Below are 20,680 nucleotides of genomic sequence, written 5' to 3' on the forward strand. Positions count from 1 at the left end.
GGCGGAGCCCGAGGTGAAACAAAGGGAGGGCGGGTGGGGGAACCCCCGTTTCGGGCGTATCCGAAAGCATGCCGGGTCTGCTACTCGGGCTCGTTGCCCGGCTTCCATTTGATGCCGCAGCCGAGGCTGGGGTTCTGGTCCCCCGTCAGAGTTCGGCCCGTGAGCATGGCGTCGGTGGCGGTGCGGAGGGAGGTGCCGGTGACGGGGTCGTCGTTGCGGGGGCGGGCGCTGTCGAATTCGCCTCGGTAGGCCAGGCGGTGGTCGGCGTCGTACAGGAAGAAGTCGGGGGTGCAGGCCGCCCGGTAGGCGCGGGCCACGTCCTGGGTTTCGTCGATCAGGTACGGGAAGCCGAAACCGGCCCGCCTGGCCTGCTCGATCAGGTGTTCCGTGTCGTCGTCGGGGTAGTTGACGACGTCGTTGCTGGAGATCGCCACGGTGGCCACGCGGCCGAGGTAGTCGGCGGCGTACGGCCCGAGGCCGTTCTCGATGCGGCGGACGTAGGGGCAGTGGTTGGACAGGAACACCACCAGGACGGGGGAGCCCTTCAGGCTGCTGAGGGTGAGGCGGCCGCCGCTGATCGTGGGGAGGTCGAAATCGGGCGCGGCGGATCCGAGCGGAACCATGAACGAGTTGACGGCCACGTTTTCCCTATCTGTTTTAACGGGATCTGAGGTCAGGAAAGAGTGCTTCCCGCTTCCTCCTAATTCAATACCGATGAGCACTGGCGGGCGTCAACGACACCGGTATACGCTCTTCGATGGTTACACATTGAGGAGGAAATCATGGCCATCGGAACACTCAGCGAGGTCGTGCTGGACTGTCCGGACCCGGTCGCGCTGGGCGGCTTCTACGCCAAGATCCTGGACTGGAAGGTCGTGCACAAAGCCGACGACTGGGTCACGATCAGCGGCGACGATGGAGAGATCAAGCTGGCCTTCCAGCTCGCCCCCGACTACAAGCCCCCGGTCTGGCCGGACGCCGAGCACCCGCAGCAGTTCCATCTCGACATCCGGGTCCCCGACCTGGAGAAGGGCACGGCCGAGGTGCTCGCCTTGGGCGCGGTCAAGCACCACCACCAGCCCGGCCAGGAGGATGGTTTCGTCGTCTTCCTCGACCCGGCCGGCCACCCGTTCTGCCTGGTCGACTAGGAGCACCTGACGCAGAAGCAGGTTGCCCGGTGCTCACCGCTATCCGGCGCCGTTGACACTGGTGATGGTCCTCGCCGCACCGGGCGCCACGAGCAGCAGCGGCATTCTGTTTGGTGTTCTAAGCCTGTCGTCAGCCCTCTGCCCCCCGCATTCGCCGTGTATCGGGCCGTAACGGCTCGGATGCGGGCGGCAGGCAATCCTCAGCGCCTGATCAAGCATCGCGCTCAGGATGGTGTGGCGAGGTGCGGCACGCGGCGGTGAGCACGGCGCCGAGCTGGGCGCCGACCAGTCGCGAGAGGGGCACTGGAGTGCCCTTCGCGTCGGCTTCGGCTTCGTCGGCCCAGGAATCGAACACGTCGTTGAGCGCCCGGCGGGCCGTTCGGATGGCGGGCGAGTGGTTGCCGACGGCGAGCTCCCCTTCGACAAGCCGCAAGGCGGTGCCGCAGGTACGCAGGCGCAACGTGTGGGCGGTTTGGCAGGCCGCCAATCGCTCAGCGACGGTAGCCCCTGCCTCACCGGCCCGTTCCGCCTGATTCCGGTACGCGGCGCCCAACGCGGCCGTAGTCCGCCGAAGGTCGTTCAGGGAGCGGACGAACGGCGAATCGGGCACCGAGAGCGCGCCCAGGACCGGGTCGATGAATTCGCCGACACGCGGGGAGATGTCCCCAAGCATCGTCGCCGTGCCGCGGAGCAGCTCCGCCCTACGCTGACCGCAGTCGGTATCCTCCCCGCTGCGGGGGTCGGACCACATCGGGACCTCGATGATCAGGGAATAGGTGCCATGGCGGCTGGCGTAGTGCACGCTTGACGCGCCGATAACGGCACCTTCTTCGCCTTCCTCGGCCACGGCCTGGGCGATGACGTCCGCCGGCGGCACAACGAACACTCCCGGCCCGCTCCGCTTCGCACCGGGAATGTCCGGATCACCGGTGTGCACGGGGATCCCGGTATGGCTGGACAGGTCGGCGAGTGCCTCCGCCATGCCGGGCCGTTCCTCGCTGACGTAGTAGTAGACGCCACCGAACTCGGCGTTGTGCAGCGAGCACATCAGCGCTGGCCGCACCGTGTCGATCACGTCCGCGAGAGCCCTCGTCTCGGGCATGCTCGGATGGGACTCCCGCCAGTCGCGTGGGAAGGTCCACTCCACCTGCTCGTCGAACGGTGGCCGGTAGTGCCAGCGCGCGTAGTTCCGCCGTGTCAGCGGACCTGAGAACCAGCTTTCATTGAGACGCGCGCCATCCGGGTCCACACAGCCGATGAAATGCCAGGTGTAACCCAGTTGGTCGCGCAACTCGTCATCGTTACAGAGCAATTCGGCCAAATAGCACACCGTGAGGAAACCAACGGGCTCGTTGGGGTGCGGCCCGGCGAACACGAGCGCGTCCCTGTGGCCGGAGCCGATGCTGACCAGATGAATGGGCTCGCCCAGCCGGGACGACCCGACGCGTTGGCGGCGCGCCAGCCCTGGGTTGCGGGCAACGAGCGCGGCCAGGCGTTTCTCCACCTCGTCGGGCCCTGGGAAATAGTCCTCGCGCGGAATCCTGCGAAGTATCGTGGCGATCTCCGGCATCATAGACACAGACCCTATTCAAGGAGCTCACCAGCTACCGCGCAATACCTTCCTTTTCCTGGAGCCACCGTTGCCGAACGCCCGGAAATGTCACTGATATTCATAACACCCGCGCACAAGAGCGAAGGAAACTGCCTGTTCCAGTGCATACCACGAAGCCTCAATAATGTTCTCGGCCACGCCGACTGTAGCCCATTCGCCGGAATCGTCTCTGGACGTGATCAGAACCCGGGTGATCGCGTCCGTGCCGTGCTCACCTTCCAGAATCCGGACCCTGAAATCCACCAACTCCAGCTTCGCAAGCTCCGGATAAAGCTTCTCCAGGCCGAGCCGTACCGCCTTGTCCAGGGCGTTGACCGGGCCGTTGCCCTCGCCGGTGGCGACGATCCGCTCCCCCTTGGCCTCCAGCTTGACGGTGGCCTCGCTGACCACCTCGCCATAGCGGCTTCGCTCGACGGTCACCCGCCAGGACTCGACCTCGAAGTGGCGGCGACTCTCACCGTGGATCGTGTCGCGCAACAGCAGCTCGAAGGAGGCGTCGGCCGCCTCGAAGGTGAAGCCCTTGGCCTCCAGGTCCTTGACGCGGTCGACGAGCGTCCTGGCGTGCTCGGGGCCGAGGTCATAGCCCAGCTCGCGGCCCTTCAGCTCGACCGAGGCGCGCCCGGCCATGTCGGAGACCAGCATCCGCATGCCGTTGCCGACCTGGGCCGGGTCGATGTGCTGGTACAGGTTGGGATCCACCTTGATGGCCGAGGCGTGCAGGCCGGCCTTGTGCGCGAAGGCCGACATGCCGACGTACGGCGCGTGGGAGTCCGGGGTGACGTTGGTGACCTCGGTGATCGCGTGCGCGATCCGGGTCAGCTCCGCCAGCGACTCTTCCGGCACCAGGTCGAAGCCCCGCTTGAGCTGGAGGTTGGCGACCACGGTGAACAGGTTGGCGTTGCCGGAGCGCTCGCCGTACCCGTTGGCGCAGCCCTGCACGTGGGTGGTGCCGGCGCGGACGGCGGCCAGGGTGTTGGCGACGGCGCAGCCGGTGTCGTCGTGGCAGTGGATGCCGATCCGCGCGCCCAGCGACACCGCGTGGTGCACCACGTCGGCGAGCTCGTCGGGGAGCATGCCGCCGTTGGTGTCGCACAGCGCGATCACCGAGGCGCCCGCCTCGGCGGCGGTTCGGATGACCTCCAGCGCGTACGCCGGGTTGGACTTGTAGCCGTCGAAGAAATGCTCGGCGTCGAGAAAGACGCGCTGGCCCTCCGCACGCAGGTGCGAGACCGTGTCGCGGATCATCGCGAGGTTCTCCGCCAAAGTCGTGCGGAGGGCCAGTTCCACATGCCGGTCGTGACTCTTGGCGACCAGGGTCACGACGGGCGCCCCGGATTCGCGCAGCGCGGCCACCAACGGGTCGTCGGCCGCCTGCACACCCGCCCGGCGGGTCGCGCCGAACGCTGCGAGCTGCGCATGCTTCAGGTCGAGCTCTGTTCGAGCCCTTCTGAAGAATTCGGTGTCCTTGGGGATGGCTCCCGGCCAGCCGCCCTCGATGAAACCGACGCCCAGCCCGTCCAGGTGCCGCGCGATGGCCAGCTTGTCGGCCACCGTCAGGTTGAGGCCCTCCTGCTGGGCTCCGTCGCGGAGCGTCGTGTCGTACACATGGAACCGGTCGTCGGGCATGCGAACTCCTCACCGTGTCCGGCGGTCTTAGACGAGTTCTTCTCCCCGGGCGAGGTTGCCCTTGGGGAGCGAGGTGAACACCACCGCCGCGCTCAGTACGGCCAGCACGCCACCGACGAGCATGGAGGTATGCATCCCGTTCACGAACGCCTCCCGGCCGAGCTCCAGGAACCTGTCGGCCTGAGCCCGATCCAGCAGCGCGGCGGCTTCGGTCAGCGAGTTCACCGATTCCGACGCCTTGCCGACCACGTCGGCGGGGAAGGCGGACAGCAAGGAGCCGGTCACGTTGCCGGCGTATACGGAGGCCAGCACGCTGCCCAGGACGGCCACGCCCAGCGCGCCGCCGATCTGCCTGGCCGAGTTGCCGACGGCGCTGCCGACCCCGGCCAGGGCCGGGGGGACCTGGCTGAGGCTGGTGGCGATCGCCTGGCCCACGGTGAGCCCCGCCCCGAGCCCCGTGAAGCCCAGGCTCACGCCGACGAGCGAGTAGGTGGTGTCCGTGTCCGCGGCGACCAGGATGAACATGCCCACGCCGATCAGCAGCAGCCCGATCGCGATGACGCCCCGGCTGCCGATCTTGGCTGCCATCGGCCCGGCGATGATGCTGGCCAGGGTGAAGAGCAGCGCGAGCGGCACCAGGCCGAGGCCCGCGTTCAGGGGTTCGTACCGCAGCACCCCCTGCAGGTACTGGGTGAGCACGAACATGATGCCGGTGAAGACGAAGAAGCTGAGCGACGCCGCCATGGAGCCCACCACGAAGGTGCGCACGCGCAGCAGCCCGAGGTCCAGGACGGGCGCGGGCGCCCTGCGCTGCCAGCCCACGAACACGGCCAGCAGGATGACGCCGGCCACCGCGGCGCCGATGGTGCCCGGCGTGGCCCAGCCAAGCCGGGGCCCTTCGATGATGGCGAAGAGCAAGGTCCCGGTGCCGAGCGCGGACAGCAGCACGCCCGGCACGTCCAGCCCTCGCCCGCCGGCGCCCGCGGGTGTCTTGATCAGTAGCTGCGCACTGACCATCGTCACCAGGACCAGCGGGATGTTGATCAGGAAGACCGACCCCCACCAGAAGTGGTTGAGCAGCCAGCCGCCCAGCACGGGGCCGAGGGGGAGGCCCAGCACGGTCATGGCGCTCCAGATGCCGAACGCCTTGGGCCGTTCCTCCTTGGGGAAGCTGATCGTGACCAGGGCCAGCGAGGCCGGGAGGATCCCGGCCCCGCCCACGCCGAGGAGCGCTCGCCAGGCGAGAAGCTGCCCCGTCGAGGTGGCCAGCACGCACAGGAGCGACGCGACCCCGAAGATCGTCAAGCTGGCCTGGAGGAGCCGCTTGTGCCCGTACTGGTCACCCAGCCGGCCGCCGATGAGCATGAAGGCGGCGAAGGTGAGGATGTACGCGTCACTGATCCAGGCGAGGTCACTGCTGGAAGCCGAGAGATCTGCCGCCATCGACGGCAGGGCGACATTGACGACGGTGGCGTCGACCTCCACCACGGTGACCACCAGGCACAGAACGGCCAGCACCCACCACCGTTGCGGATTCGGCGGTGCCGTCGTCTCCGTGCCTAACTGGGTCGTCTCCTCGGACTTCCGGCTTTTTTCGGACACCGATTACTCCTGTTTTCTTGGGGGGAATCTCACCAGGTGACGGGCAGGTCCCAGACCCCGTAGAGACCGGCATCGTGCTTGAACGCGATCTCGTCGAAAGGTACGGCGGGCCGGAGGCTGGGAAGCCGATCGATAAGCGTCCCGAAAGCGACCTCGAGCTCGATCGTGACGAGATGCTGTCCAAGGCACTGATGAATGCCGTGGCCGAAGGTGAGATGGTTGCGGGGGTTTCTTGTGACATCGAACTTCGTGGCTTCGGGATAGGCGGAATCATCGTGGTTGGCCGCCGCGATGAGGGTCATCACGCCTTCTCCCGCCCTGATGAGCGCACCCCCCAGTTCGACATCCTCGTCGGCCACTCTGGCGACGCCGATATCGGAAATGGACAGGTAGCGCAGCATCTCGGCGACCGCGCTGGGGATGAGTTTCGTGTTGGCCTGCAGTTCCGCCATCTGGTCGGGGTATTTGAACAACATGAGCACGCCAAGCGTGATCATGTTCGAGGTGGTCTCGTAGCCGTCCACGAGTAACACGACGACTGTGGCGACCAGCTCGTCGTGGGTCAGCGCCTTCGTTTCCGCGTTGTTGACGACGAGCTTGCCCAGCAGGCCGTCGCCCGGGCTGCGCTCTTCCTCGAGCAGGCGCTTGTCGACGTAGTCGAACAACGCGTCAAGCGCGCCCTTCACCTCGTCGACCTGGGTGGTGCGGTTGGTAAGCACCTGGCTGAACTTCTGCAGGAAACCCTGGTCGTCGTACGGCACGCCCAGCATGTCGCAGATGACCCGTGCGGGCACCGGGAGCGAGAAATTCGTGACCAGGTCCAACGGCGGCGCCTGCTCCACCAATTCGTCAAGAAGTGCGTCGACATGCCGCTGGATGTCGGGCCGCATGTTCTCGATCGACCGCGAGGTGAACGGCTTGACGAACAGCCGCCGGTAGGCGGTGTGCTCCGGCAGGTCGAGCCGGTTCATCATGCGCACCTTCTGCATCAGGTGCCGGTGCGGCATGAGAATGGGGAATCCGGGCTTCCTGCTGTCCGCGCTGAAACGCTTGTCGGTGAGCACGGTCCGGGCGTCGTCGAAGCGGGTGACGATCCAGCAGGTGCTCCCGTCGGGCAGGCGTACCTTGGAGACCGGTTCGTTTTCGCGGAGCCGCGCATACTCGCTGGGGGGATCCAGCGGGTCCTCGCGCCGCAGCGGGAAGTTCATCAAGGTCTGCTCAATCGACATGACTTCTCCTCTCCAGGGTTTCTTGTCGTTAACGACCCATAGCCGCTGAGCCGGTATCAGTCCTGGCTCATCCGCCCGACCAGGGTTCGTGGCCTCAGGTCGGTCCAGTTCTCATTGATGTAGTCGACGCAGGCGGCTCGGCTGTCTCTTTCTTTGACTACCTCCCAGCCGTTCGGCACGTCCACGAAGATCGGCCACAGGGAATGTTGTCCCTCGCTGTTGCGAAGAACCAAGAATTCGGCGGTCTCGTCGTCAAATGGATTCGCCATGGAAGGCCCCCTTTCCGGATTCGTTTGTCTTGTTGATTTCCTGCGACACGGCCCGGCCGATCTCGGCTGCCGGGCCAGGGCTCATCATTTCTCCGTGCGTGCAGGCGACCTGCACTTCTTTGATTTCCCCGCGTACATAGGGCGCCCAGCCGTCCAGTGTCGGTGAATCGGCGGTTCGTCCTTCGGTGGCCACGAAGAAGAGCAGGTCACCGTCGAGCCGAGCCGGGTCGAACGTCCGAACCAGCTCGATATTGTTGATCCAGGTGTCGATGAGATTCGAGACCTGCTCGGGAGTGAGGAAGCGCAGGGAGTCCACTTTTTCGTCGACGATCCGCATGAATTTCTCGCGGTTCATCGTCGGCTGGTCTTCTGCGGCGACCGGGCAGCCAAGGTCGCCCAGGATCAGCGTGAGCGCCTCGTGCTCCGGCACCCGTTCTTCGTCTATGTGGTACTCGCTGCCCGGGTAGGAGTCGAGGATCGCGAGCAGCGCGATCTCCTCGTTCTGCCGTCTCAACTCCGTAGCCATGGCGTATGCGACGAGCCCACCGAAGGACCAGCCCAGCAGGTGGTACGGGCCAGTTGGTTGCACCGCCCGAATTTGCGCGACGTAATCGCGGGCCATCGCGTCTACGCTCGGCGGGCACAACTTCGGGTTGGTCAGGCTGCGCGCTTGCAAGGCATACAGTGGTCGCCCGCCTTCGACGGAGCCGAGGAGATTCACATACGACCAGGCGAATCCCATACCCGGGTGAATGCAGAACAGCGGCGGCAGCTCTCCGGAGGTGCGGAGGGGGAGCAGCACATCGAGGGGATCCCGGTCGCTTCCCACAGTCGTGACGGTCTCGGCCAGAGCCGCCACTGTGGGACTTTCGAACAGGTCGCGAACGGTCAGGTCCACACGTAGCACGTCGCGGACGCGGCTGATCAATCGTGTGGCCAGCAGTGAGTGTCCGCCCAGATCGAAGAAGCTGTCATGTACCCCCACGGCGGGCAGTTGCAGCACTTCCGCGAACAGCCCGGCGAGGATTTCTTCGGTGGGGGTACGGCTGGCGGCGTGCTCGGGTGAGGTCTGGTAGGTGGGTGCGGGGAGGGCTGCCCGGTCGATCTTGCCGTTGCCTGTCAGTGGCAACGCTTCCAGCGTCACGATCGCTGCGGGGATCATGAAGGCGGGCAGGTGAGCGGACAGTTCGGTGCGTAGTTGGACAATGTCGAGGTGGTGTCCTGATGCCGGGACCACGTAGCCGACCAGTTGCTTGCCGGTGTGGTCTTCGCGGGCGATGACCACGGACTGGGCTACATGTGGCAGCCGGTCGAGTGCTGCTTCGATTTCGCCGAGTTCGATTCGGAACCCGCGGATCTTGACTTGGTCGTCGGAGCGGCCGACGAACTCCAGCTCGCCCTCAGCGGTCCACCGCACCACATCACCCGTGCGGTACATGCGCTCGCCCGGTTGGCCGAAGGCGTCGGCGATGAATCGTTCGGCGGTCTGGTCGGGGCGGGCGTAGTAGCCGCGTGCCAGTCCGGCCCCGGCCAGATACAGTTCGCCGGGCACGCCGGGCGGCAGGGGTTGGAGCCGTTGGTCCAGGACGTAGGCGCGTATGCCATCCATGGGGCGGCCGATGGGGATGGTGGCAGCTTCTGCGGGGACAGGTCGGGGGACGGGGGTGTAGGTGGCGAAGGTCGTGGTCTCGGTCGGGCCGTAGACGTGCACGATTCGTGTGTCTGGAAGGGCGTCGGTGGCGGCGCGCATGGCCGAGGGGGAGACGAACTCGCCTCCAGTCCAGATTTCGGCTAGGCCTTCCAGTCCGGGCGGGCGCTCGTCGACCAGGTGGTTGAACAGGGCGGTGGTCAGGAATACCGCGGTGACGTTCTGCTGGGAGATGACGTCGGCCAGCCGGGCGGGCTCCAGGATCCCGGGGGGTGCCACGACGACGCGTCCACCGTTGAGCAGGGGAATCCATATCTCGTAGGTGGAGGCATCGAAGGCGTGCGGGGAGTGCATCAGCACACAGGTGTGTGCGCTGGCGTGCCAGGCACGATCGGTGGCCAACGCGATCACGTCGGCATGGGTCACGGCCACACCTTTGGGCAGTCCGGTCGATCCGGAAGTGAACATCACATACGCGAGCCGATCCCCCCGGCTATCAGCCGTGGCGCCGCCTTCTGCGGTCCGCGCGCCTATCTGACCAGCCGCGGTCTGACCGTCCCGACCGTCCGCGTCCCGAGTGCCTTTGGGCTGTCCGGTCGATCCTGAGGTGAACATCACATACGCGGGCCGATCTCCCCGGCTATCAGCCGTGGTGCCGCTTTCTGCGGTCCGCGCGCCTATCTGACCAGCCGTGGTCTGACCGTCCCGGCCGTCCGTGTCCCGAGTGCCCTTGGGCAGTCCGGCCGATCCTGAGGTGAACATCACATGCGCGAGCCGCTCTCCCCGGCTACCACCTGCGAGGCCAGCTTCCGCGGTCCGTGCGTCTATCTGACCAGCCGCGGTCTGACCGTCCCGACCGTCCGCGTTCCGAGTGTCCCTGGCCTGATCCTCACCGGGCTGGTCGTCGTCGACGACCAGGAGCGGGAGACCGAGTTCGGCGGCTCGTTCTCGCATTGCCGTGTCGGTCAGCAGGATGGGGGTGTTGGTGTGTTCGGCGACCCAGCGCATGCGCTCGGTCGGGAAGCTTGGATGCAATGGCACGTATGCGCCGCCGGCCTTCAGAACCGCGAGGGAGGCGACGATCACCTGGGGTGAGCGTTCCAGCAGCATCGCCACCGGCGTCTCGGCGCCCACTCCGGCGGCCGTCAGCCGAGACGCCAGTGCCTGGGCTCGTGCGTTCAGTTCGGTGTAGGTCCAGGTCACTCCGTCGCCGCAGACTGCCACCGCATCCGGCGACGCCCGCACCCACTCATCGAACACCTCCACGACGGAGCGATCGGTGTGGATGTTGGATGGCTCTGCTATCGCCGCTTGGAGGATGTCTTGCCGTTCGCCGGGCGTGAGGATGCCGATGTCGGCGATGGGCAGGTCGGGGTTGGCGATGACTGATTCGAGGATCTGGCGCAGCCTTTGCGTCAGCGCGGTGGCGGTGTGCTGGGTGAACAGGTCGGTGTTGAACTCCAGGGATCCTTGGAAGCCGTCGGCCTGGCGATCGGAGTTGACGTGCTCGACGACCTCGAAGGTGAGGTCGAACTTGGCCGTATTTGAATGGACCGGGCGTACCTGCGTCTCTAGCCCGTTCAACCGCATATCTGCTTCGAACGCGGTTCGGTAGGTCAGCATCACGTGCGCCAGCGGGTGGATGCCCAGGGCGCGGGCGGGGTTGAGTTCTTCGACCAGGCGGTCGAAGGGGAGGTCTTGGTTGCTGTAGGCGGCCAGGTCGGTTCCCCGAACTCGACCGAGGACCTCGCGGAAAGAGGGGGTGCCGGAGATGTCTACGCGTAGGACGAGGGTGTTGACGAAGAAGCCGACGAGGTCGTCGAGTGCTTCATCGACGCGGCCGGCGACGACGCTGCCTAGGGGGATGTCGGTTCCGGCGCCGAGGCGGTGGAGCAGGGTGACCAGCGCGGCGTGGATGACCATGAAGACGCTCACGTCGTGCTGGCGGGCGAGTTGCTGGATGCGGGCGTGCGTCTTGGGGTCGATCCGGAACTCGACCGTGCCGCCCCGTCCGGTCGGGTGCGCGGGTCGGGGGCGGTCGAAGGGCAGGTCGAGCTGTTCAGGGGCGCCCCGCAGTGTCTCCCGCCAGAAAGCCAGCTGCTGATCCAGCAAAGCGCCTTTCAGCAGTTCACGCTGCCATAGCACGTAGTCCCCATAAGAGACCGGCAACGGTTCCCACTCCGGAGCCTCTCCTCGGCACCGAGCCGCATAGGCCTCACCCAGGTCTCGCGCCAGCGGCCCCAGCGACCACCCGTCGGCGGCGATGTGGTGGATCACCAACAGCAACGTCCACCGCTGCGCACCGGTAGCGAACAGCCACGCCCGCACCGGCAGATCCTGATCCAACACAAACGGCGTGGAGGCCGCCTCGATCAGCCTCTGGCGCAAATCCTCGGAAGCAGGATCGCTGACCTGGAGGGCTACTCGCACTTGCTCGACATCCAGCACTCGCTGGTAGGGGTGTCCCTGGCGAGACTCGAACACGGTGCGGAGCGGCTCATGCCGGGCGACCACGTCCCCGAGTGCTTGTTCCAGGGCGGTCACGTTCAGCGGGCCGAAGATGTCCACGGCAAGGGGGATGTTGTAGGCGGCGCCCGTTTCCTGCATCTGATCGAGGAACCAGAGCCGCTGCTGCGCGAATGACAGCGGCAGTTCTGGGGATTTGTGTTCCCGGGCGTGTACGGCTGGTCTTACTGGACCGTCATCCAGTCGCGCCGCCAGTGCTTCCACTGTTGGTGCCTCGAACAGATCTCGTACCGACAACTCGGACTGCAATACGCTGCGCACCCGGCTGATCAGTCGTGTGGCCAGCAGTGAGTGTCCGCCCAGGTCGAAGAAGTTGTCGTGCACCCCCACAGCGGGCAGTTGCAGCACTTCCGCGAACAGCCCGGCGAGGATCTCCTGCATGACGGTGCGAGCCAGGGTGTGATCGCTGTCGGAGTACGTTGGGGCGGGAAGCGCGCTGCGGTCGATCTTCCCATTCGGGGTCAGGGGCAACGTCTTCAGCGTCATGATCGCTGCGGGGATCATGAAGGCGGGTAGGTGAGCGGACAGTTCGGCCCGTAGTTGACCCCCGTCCACCTGATGCTCTGACGTTGGGACCACGTAGCCGACCAACTGCTTGCCGGTGTGGTCTTCGCGGGCGACGACGGCCGACTGGGCTACGTGGGGGAGGCGGTCGAGTGCTGCTTCGATTTCTCCGAGTTCGATTCGGAATCCGCGGATTTTGACTTGGTCGTCGGAGCGGCCGATGAATTCGAGTTCGCCGTCGGTGGTCCATCGCACCAGGTCGCCGGTGCGATACATGCGCTCGCCCGGTCGGCCGAAGGTGTCGGCGATGAAGCGTTCGGCGGTCTGGTCGGGGCGGGCGTAGTAGCCGCGTGCCAGTCCGGCCCCGGCCAGATACAGCTCGCCGGGCACGCCGGGAGGTAGCAGCCGTAGTCGCTGGTCTAGGACGTAGGCGCGCATGCCGTCCATGGGTCGGCCGATGGGGATGGTGGCCGCCTCGGCGGGGATGGGCCGGGATAGGGGGATGCAGGTGGCGAAGGTGGTGGTCTCGGTGGGGCCGTAGACGTGCACGATTTGTGTGTGCGGGAAGGCGTCGGTGGCCGCGCGCATGGCCGAGGGGGAGACGAACTCGCCTCCAGTCCAGATTTCGGCTAGGCCTTCCAGTCCGGGCGGGTGCTCATCGACCAGGTGGTTGAACAGGGCGGTGGTGAGGAATACCGCGGTGACGTTCTGCTGGGAGATGACCTGGGCCAGGCGGGCGGGCTCCAGGATCCCGGCGGGTGCCACGACGATGCGTCCGCCGTTGAGCAGGGGGACCCATATCTCGTAGGTGGAGGCGTCGAAGGCGTGCGGGGAGTGCATGAGCACACGGGTGTGTGCGCTGGTGTGCCAGGCACGGTCGGTGGCCAAGGCGACCACATCGGCATGGGTTACCGCCACGCCTTTGGGCTGTCCGGTCGATCCGGAGGTGAACATCACGTATGCGAGCCGTTCGCCACCTACGCTCTCGTTCCCCGACCTATACCGGCCGAGGCGGCCACGATCCCCATCGGTCGGCCGATCCGCATGACTACCAGCCGTAGCGCGGCTTTCTGCGGTCTGCGCGTCTATCTGACCAGCCGTGGTCTGACCGTCCCGGCCGTCCGTGTCCCGAGTGCCCTTGGGCAGTCCGGTCGATCCTGAGGTGAACATCACATGCGCGAGCCGCTCTCCCCGGCTACCACCTGCGAGGCCAGCTTCCGCGGTCCGTGCGTCTATCTGACCAGCCGCGGTCTGACCGTCCGCATTCCGAGTGTCCCTGGCCTGATCCTCACCGGGCTGGTCGTCGTCGACGACCAGGAGCGGGAGACCGAGTTCGGCGGCTCGTTCTCGCATCGCTGTGTCGGTCAGCAGGATGGGGGTGTTGGTGTGTTCGGCGACCCAGCGCATGCGCTCGGTCGGGAAGCTTGGATGCAATGGCACGTATGCGCCGCCGGCCTTCAGAACCGCGAGGGAGGCGACGATCACCTGGGGTGAGCGTTCCAGCAGCATCGCCACCGGCGTCTCCGCATCCACCCCGGTGGCTGTCAGCCGAGACGCCAGTGCCTGGGCTCGTGCGTTCAGTTCGGCGTAGGTCCAGGTCAGTCCGTCGCCGCAGACCGCCACCGCATCCGGCGACGCCCGTACCCACTCATCGAACACCTCCACCACCGAGGTGTCGGTCTTTGCGGCGTTCGGTTCTGCTGTCGCTGCCGCCACGACCTGCTGTTGCTCGCTCGGCGTGAGAATGTCGAGGTCGTCGACCGGCAGGTCAGGATCGGCGATGACTGTTTCGACGATCTGGCGCAGCCTCTGTGTCAGCGCGGTGGCGGTGTGCTGGGTGAACAGGTCGGTGTTGAACTCCAGGCTTCCTTGGATGCCGTCAGCCCGCTTGTCCTCGTCGAAGTGCTCGATGACCTCGAAGGTGAGGTCGAACTTGGCCGTACCTGAATGGACCGGCCGCACGCGTGTCTCCAGCCCGTTCAACCGCATGTCCGCTTCGAACGCGGTTCGGTAGGCCAGCATCACGTGCGCCAGCGGGTGGATGCCCAGGGCGCGGGCGGGGTTGAGTTCTTCGACCAGCCGGTCGAAGGGGAGGTCCTGGTTGCTGTAGGCGGCGAGGTCGGTTTCGCGGACGCGGTGGAGGAGTTCGCGGAAGGACGGGTTGCCGGAGATGTCTACGCGTAGGACGAGGGTGTTGACGAAGAAGCCGACGAGGTCGTCGAGTGTTTCATCGACGCGGCCGGCGACGACGCTGCCCAGGGGGATGTCGGTTCCGGCGCCGAGGCGGTGGAGCAGGGTGACCAATGCGGCGTGGATGACCATGAAGGTACTTACGCCATGTTCACGCGCCACTGTTTGGATGCGGGTGTGCGTCTGGGGGTCGATCTGGAACTCGACCGTGTCGCCTTGTCCGCTCGGGTGCGCGGGCCGGGGGCGGTCGAAGGGCAGGTCGAGCTGTTCGGGAGCGCCGCGCAGCGTCTCCCGCCAGAAAGCCAACTGCTTGTCCAGCAGCTCGCCTTCGAGCAGATCGTGCTGCCACAGCACGTAGTCCCGGAAAGAGACCGGCAACGGCTCCCACGTCGGTGCCTCTCCTCGGCATCGAGCCGCGTAAGCATCAGCCAGGTCTCGCGCCAGCGGCCCCAACGACCACCCGTCGGCGGCGATGTGGTGGATCACCAGCAGCAACGTCCACCGCTGCGCACCGGTAGCGAACAGCCACGCCCGCACGGGCACTTCTCCGTCCAGCAGGAACGGCGCGCCGGCGGCGTCAGCAAGCGCTGGCTCCAATCCATCGGAGCCTAAGTCGATCACCTGCATGAGCACTTGATCGACTTCCAGCACTCGCTGGTAGGGCCGCCCCTCACGCGCCAGGAACACGGTGCGGAGCGACTCATGCCGGGCGACCACATCCCCGAGTGCTTGTTCCAGGGCGGTAACGTTCAGCGGGCCGGAGATGTCCACGGCTAGGGGGATGTTGTAGGCCGCGCCTGTTTCCTGCATCTGGTCGAGGAACCAGAGCCGCTGCTGCGCGAACGACAGTGGCAGTTCCGGGGACGTGTGTTCACGGGCGCGTACTGCGGGCCTTACGGGACCGTCATCCAGTCGCGCCGCCAGCGCTTCCACCGTAGGTGCCTCGAATAGATCTCGTACCGACAACTCAGATCGCAATACGCTGCGCACCCGGCTGATCAGTCGTGTGGCCAGCAGTGAGTGTCCACCCAGGTCGAAGAAGCTGTCGCGCATGCCGACGGCAGGGAGTTGGAGCACTTCCGCGAACAGCCCGGCGAGGATCTCCTGCATGACGGTGCGAGCTAGAGCGTGACTGCCGTCGGAGTACGTCGGGGCGGGAAGACCACCGCGGTCGATCTTCCCATTCGGAGTCAGCGGCAACGCCTCCAGTACTACGACCGCTGCTGGAACCATGAACGCGGGTAGGTGAGCGGCCAGTTCGGCCCGAAGTTGAACGCCGTCTACCTGATGCCCTGACGCCGGGACCACGTAGCCGACCAACTGTTTGCCCGCGTGGTCCTCGCGGGCGACGACCACCGACTGGCCTACGCGCGGTAGCCGGTCCAGCGCTGCTTCGATCTCGCCGAGTTCGATCCGGAACCCGCGGATTTTGACTTGGTCGTCGGAGCGGCCGATGAATTCGAGTTCGCCTTCGGTGGTCCATCGCACCAGGTCGCCGGTGCGGTACATCCGTTCACCCGGCCCGCCGAACACATCGGCGACGAACCGCTCCGCGGTCAGGTCGGGGCGACCGGAATAGCCACGAGCCAGGCCCACACCGGCGATGTACAGCTCACCGGGCACGCCGGGCGGTACAGGCTGAAGCCACTCATCCAGCACGTATGTCCGCATCCCGGTGATAGGCCCGCCGATGGTCGGGCTAGCCGCCGGAGACAGCGGCGCGCTCATCGTGGCGCATACCGTTGTCTCCGTCGGACCGTACGCGTTGATCATCTGGCGGCCGGCGGACCAGGCGGCGACCACCTCAGCCGGGCAGGATTCACCGGCGACCACGAGAGTCGTGACGCTGGGAAGGTCGTACTCCGCGAGCTGGGTCAGCGCCGATGGGGGCAGCGTGACGTGCGTGACCGCGTGCTTGGCGATCAGCCCGGCGAGCGCTTCGCCCGGCAGCAGCTCCTCGGCCCGGGCGACCACGAGGGTGGCACCCGTCAGCAGGGACATGCAGAATTCCCAGAACATCGCGTCGAAGCTCGGCGAAGCGAACTGCAACACTCTGCATCCCGAGTCGAGGGCGAACGCCTCGGTCTGTGAACGCGTCAGGTTCGCGATGCCCGCGTGGGTCACCACCACGCCCTTGGGCCGGCCCGTTGAGCCGGAGGTGTAGATGACGTAGGCGGGGTTGGCCGGGTGCGGGGGCGCCCATCGGTTCTCGTTTGAGCGGGTATCGGCTATGGGGCTGTCGAGAAGGATCATCCGGTGCTGGCCAGGCAGCTCTGCGGCCACTTCCGACGTGGTCAGCACGAGCGCGGGTTCGGCATCGGTCAGCATGTACGCGATGCGCTCGGAAGGATAGGCCAGGTCGATCGGGAGGTAAGCGCCACCCGCCTTGAGCGTCGCGACAATGGCGACCACCATCTCGACGGATCTGGGCAACGCCATGGCGACGACCTGCTCCGGCCCGATGCCGTTGGCGACGAGGTGGCGAGCGAGTCGGTCCGTACGAGCGTCGAGTTGGGCGTAGCTCAGCCGCTCGTCCCCGTAGATGAGGGCCGTCTCGGTGGGAACGCGAGCCACCTGCTTCTGGAAAAGCTCGACGAACGTGCCCTGCTGATCAACAGATTCGGTCCCGCCCCAGGATTCGAGGATCACCATGCGCTCGTCCGCGGAGAGGACGTCGAGATTTCCCACCGGCGTGTCCACATCGCGAATCGCCGACTGGAGAACCCGCAGCAGCCGATCGACCAGCTCCTGAGCGGTCCGGCGCTCGAACAGGTCCACGTTGTATTCGAGACGACCGGTGTTCTCGGTGATCTCGAAGGTGAGGTCGAACCGAGAAACCCCCACGTGGGGCTGTCTCAGCTCGGTCTTCAGACCCGGCAGTTCGAGCGAGGGCTCCCCTTGGCTGTGGAACACCAGCATGGTCTGGGTCAGCGGGTGCACGCCCAGGGTGCGGGCCGGGTTGAGCTCCTGGACCAGGCGGTCGAAGGGGAGGTCTTGGTTGCTGTAGGCGGTGAGGTCGGTTTCGCGGACGCGGTGGAGGAGTTCGCGGAAGGACGGGTTGCCGGAGATGTCCACGCGCAGGACGAGGGTGTTGACGAAGAAGCCGACGAGGTCGTCGAGTGCTTCATCGACGCGGCCGGCGACGACGCTGCCCAGGGGGATGTCGGTTCCGGCGCCGAGCCGGTGCAGCAGGCTGACCAGCGCGGCGTGGATGACCATGAAGGCGCTCACACCATGCTCACGCGCCACGCTTTGGATGCGGGTGTGTGTCTGCGGGTCGATCTGGAACTCCACCGTGCCGCCCCGCCCGGTCGGGTGCGCGGGTCGGGGGCGGTCGAAGGGCAGGTCGAGCTGTTCGGGAGCGCCGCGCAGCGTCTCCCGCCAGAATGCCAGCTGCTGATCGAGCAACTCACCCTGCAGCAGCTCACGCTGCCACAGCACGTAGTCCCGGAAAGAGACAGGCAACGGCTCCCACGTCGGTGCCTCTCCTCGGCATCGGGCCGTGTAAGCATCAGCCAGGTCCCGCGCCAGCGGCCCCAGCGACCACCCGTCGGCGGCGATGTGATGGATCACCAGCAGCAACGTCCACCGTTGCGGACCAGCCGCGAACAGCCAGGCCCGCACCGGCAGATCCGCACCCAGCGCGAACGGCGCGGCGGCGGCGTCAGCAAGAGCCGACTCCAACCCATCGGGACCTGTCTCGATCACCCGCCACGGCACCAGCGCCTGGCCGGGTCCCAGCACTCGCTGGTAGGGGTGTCCCTGGCGAGAATCGAACACGGTGCGGAGCGGCTCATGCCGGGCGACCACGTCCCCGAGTGTTTGTTCCAGGGCGGTCACGTTCAGCGGGCCGGAGATGTCCACGGCAAGGGGGATGTTGTAGGCCGCACTTGCTTCTTGCGCCTGATCGAGGAACCAGAGCCGCTGCTGCGCGAACGACAGCGGCAGCTCCGGGGACTTATGTTCCCGGCTGTGTACGGCGGGTCTTACGGGACCGTCATCCAGTCGCGCCGCCAACGCTTCCACCGTTGGTGCCTCGAACAGATCTCGCACCGACAACTCGGACTGCAATACGCTGCGCACCCGGCTGATCAGTCGTGTGGCCAGCAGTGAGTGTCCGCCCAGGTCGAAGAAGCTGTCATGCACCCCCACAGCGGGCAGTTGGAGCACTTCCGCGAACAGCCCGGCGAGGATTTCTTCGGTGGGGGTACGGCTGGCGGCGTGCTCGGGTGAGGTTTCGTAGGTGGGCGCGGGGAGGGCTGCCCGGTCGATCTTGCCGTTGCCGGTCAGCGGCAACGTCTCCAGCGGCACCATCGCCGCGGGGATCATGAAGGCGGGCAGATGAGCGGACAGTTCGGCGCGCAGTTGGACAGTGTCTAGGCGGTGTCCTGATGCCGGGACCACATAGCCGACCAATTGCTTGCCGGTGTGGTCTTCACGGGCGACGACCACCGACTGGGCTACGTGTGGCAGCCGGTCGAGTGCTGCTTCGATTTCGCCGAGTTCGATCCGGAATCCGCGGATCTTGACCTGATCGTCGGAGCGGCCGATGAATTCCAGTTCGCCCTCGGTGGTCCTCCGCACCAGGTCGCCGGTGCGATACATCCGCTCGCCGGGACGGCCGAACGTGTCGGCGATGAACCGTTCCGCCGTGAGGTCGGGGCGGGCATAGTAGCCGCGTGCCAGTCCGGCCCCGGCCAGATACAGTTCGCCGGGCACGCCGGGAGGCAGCAGTCGCAATCGCTGGTCCAGGACGTAGGCGCGCATGCCGTCCATGGGCCGGCCGATGGGGATGGTGGCCGCCTCGGCGGGGATGGAACGGGGTACAGGGGTGTAGGTGGCGAAGGTCGTGGTCTCGGTCGGGCCGTAGACGTGCACGATTCGTGTGTCTGGGAAAGCATCGGAGGCTGCGCGCATAGCCGAAGGGGAAACGAACTCGCCTCCAGTCCAGATCTCGGCAAGACCTTCCAGCCCGGGTGGGCATTCCTCGACGAGGAGGTTGAACAAGGCGGTGGTAAGAAAGACCGCGGTGACTTTCTGCTGGGAGATGACCTTGGCCAGCCGGGCGGGCTCGAGGATTCCGGGGGGTGCCACGACGATGCGTCCGCCGTTGAGCAGGGGGACCCATATCTCGTAGGTGGAGGCGTCGAAGGCGTGCGGGGAGTGCATGAGCACGCGGGCGTGTGCGGTGGTGTGCCAGGCACGATCGGTGGCCAGCGCGATCACGTCGGCGTGGGTCACGGCCACGCCTTTGGGCAGTCCGGTCGATCCGGAGGTGAACATCACATACGCGAGCCGTTCGCCACCTGCACTCCCGTTCCCCGACCCATCCAGGCCGAGGCGGCTACGATCCCCATCGGTCGGCCGATCCCCACGGCTACCAGCCATGGCGCGGCTTTCTGCGGTCCGCGCGTCTATCTGACCAGTCGCGGTTTGACCGTGCCGGCCGTCCGCATCCCGAGCGCCCCTGGCCTGACCATCACGGATGCGATCCCCACCAGGCTGGTCATCGTCGACCACCAGGAATGGGAGACCCAGCTCTGCGGCTCGTTCTCGCATTGCCGTGTCGGTCAGCAGGATGGGGGTGTTGGTGTGCTCGGCGACCCAGCGCATGCGTTCGGTCGGGAAGCTTGGATGCAACGGCACGTACGCGCCGCCGGCCTTCAGCACCGCGAGGGAGGCGACGATCACCTGGGGTGAGCGTTCCAGCAGCATCGCCACCGGCGTCTCGGCGTCCACCCCGGCGGCGGTCAGCCGAGTCGCCAGCGCCTCGGCTCGTGCGTCCAGTTCGGTGTACGTCCAGGTCACCCCGTCGCCACAGACTGCCACCGCATCCGGCGACACCCGCACCCACTCACCGAACACCTCCACAACGGAGGGCGAAACAAGGCGATCACCCAGCTCAAGCCCGGCTACCCGTGCGCCACGCGTCAACTGCCGAACGAATTCGGGCAGATCACGGAGGTCAGCGTCGGAATGAATGGAGATGCGTTGACTGTCCAATGCCTCAAGGGCGTCGGTGGCATGCCACGCGTCGGCCACGCGCTGTGCCAGGACGTCCAGGGTCTCCTCACCGCGAACCCGTACGCTGAACGGCAAGGACCTTTTCGCGTCCGCGGACTCCGCCCGGAAGAAGATCTCCGCCCTCGTCGTCGTGCGATGCAGATATGCGGCGATAATCGCCAGCGCTGCGCATCGACGCGAGGCGGGCGGATTCACAAAGTTTTCCGCGATCCCCCGATCGGCTTCCAGGAACGCGACGTCAAGCTCGATTCCTTTTTCGAAGGCCATCCCCGTTTGCCCTCCTCATCAATGAAACCGAGATA

General features: G+C 66.4%; 8 protein-coding genes. 1 reads left to right on the forward strand and 7 read right to left on the reverse strand.

The window, feature by feature from the left end; genetic code table 11:
• Positions 1-80: 80 nt before the first annotated feature.
• The gene (locus tag Aple_RS08375) at positions 81-641 is read right to left on the reverse strand and encodes a thioredoxin family protein (protein WP_155343930.1); all 561 of its coding nucleotides are present in this window, start codon (positions 639-641) and stop codon (positions 81-83) included.
• A gap of 141 nt (positions 642-782) precedes the next feature.
• On the opposite strand from Aple_RS08375, the gene Aple_RS08380 reads away from it, so the two are divergent.
• Positions 783-1,148: a VOC family protein gene (locus Aple_RS08380; protein ID WP_155343931.1), complete on the forward strand. Its 366-nt coding sequence runs from the start codon at positions 783-785 to the stop codon at positions 1,146-1,148.
• A gap of 211 nt (positions 1,149-1,359) precedes the next feature.
• On the opposite strand, the gene Aple_RS08385 is transcribed toward Aple_RS08380, so the two are convergent.
• The 6 genes from Aple_RS08385 to Aple_RS08410 all read right to left on the reverse strand — a co-directional run bounded on the left by Aple_RS08385 (position 1,360) and on the right by Aple_RS08410 (position 20,645).
• Positions 1,360-2,721 (reverse strand): M14 family zinc carboxypeptidase, encoded by a 1,362-nt coding sequence (locus tag Aple_RS08385; protein ID WP_155343932.1) that lies wholly within the window; start codon positions 2,719-2,721, stop codon positions 1,360-1,362.
• A gap of 87 nt (positions 2,722-2,808) precedes the next feature.
• Positions 2,809-4,386, reverse strand: a complete 1,578-nt coding sequence (cimA, locus tag Aple_RS08390; RefSeq protein WP_155343933.1) for a citramalate synthase — start codon at positions 4,384-4,386, stop codon at positions 2,809-2,811.
• A 27-nt stretch (positions 4,387-4,413) separates the two neighbouring features.
• A complete protein-coding gene (locus Aple_RS08395; RefSeq protein ID WP_155343934.1) occupies positions 4,414-5,988 on the reverse strand; it encodes an MFS transporter in 1,575 nt (524 codons plus the stop codon).
• Positions 5,989-6,017: 29 nt separating this feature from the next.
• Positions 6,018-7,217 carry a cytochrome P450 gene (locus Aple_RS08400; protein WP_155343935.1) on the reverse strand — a complete coding sequence of 400 codons (1,200 nt, stop codon included), beginning with the start codon at positions 7,215-7,217 and terminating at the stop codon, positions 6,018-6,020.
• 56 nt (positions 7,218-7,273) lie between these two features.
• A complete protein-coding gene (locus tag Aple_RS08405; protein ID WP_155343936.1) occupies positions 7,274-7,486 on the reverse strand; it encodes an MbtH family protein in 213 nt (70 codons plus the stop codon).
• The gene (locus Aple_RS08410; protein WP_155343937.1) at positions 7,470-20,645 is read right to left on the reverse strand and encodes a non-ribosomal peptide synthetase; all 13,176 of its coding nucleotides are present in this window, start codon (positions 20,643-20,645) and stop codon (positions 7,470-7,472) included. Before Aple_RS08410 ends, Aple_RS08405 begins: the two co-directional genes overlap by 17 nt.
• Positions 20,646-20,680 lie beyond the last annotated feature (35 nt).

The organism is Acrocarpospora pleiomorpha, from assembly GCF_009687885.1.
Classification (GTDB): Bacteria; Actinomycetota; Actinomycetes; order Streptosporangiales; family Streptosporangiaceae; genus Acrocarpospora; species Acrocarpospora pleiomorpha.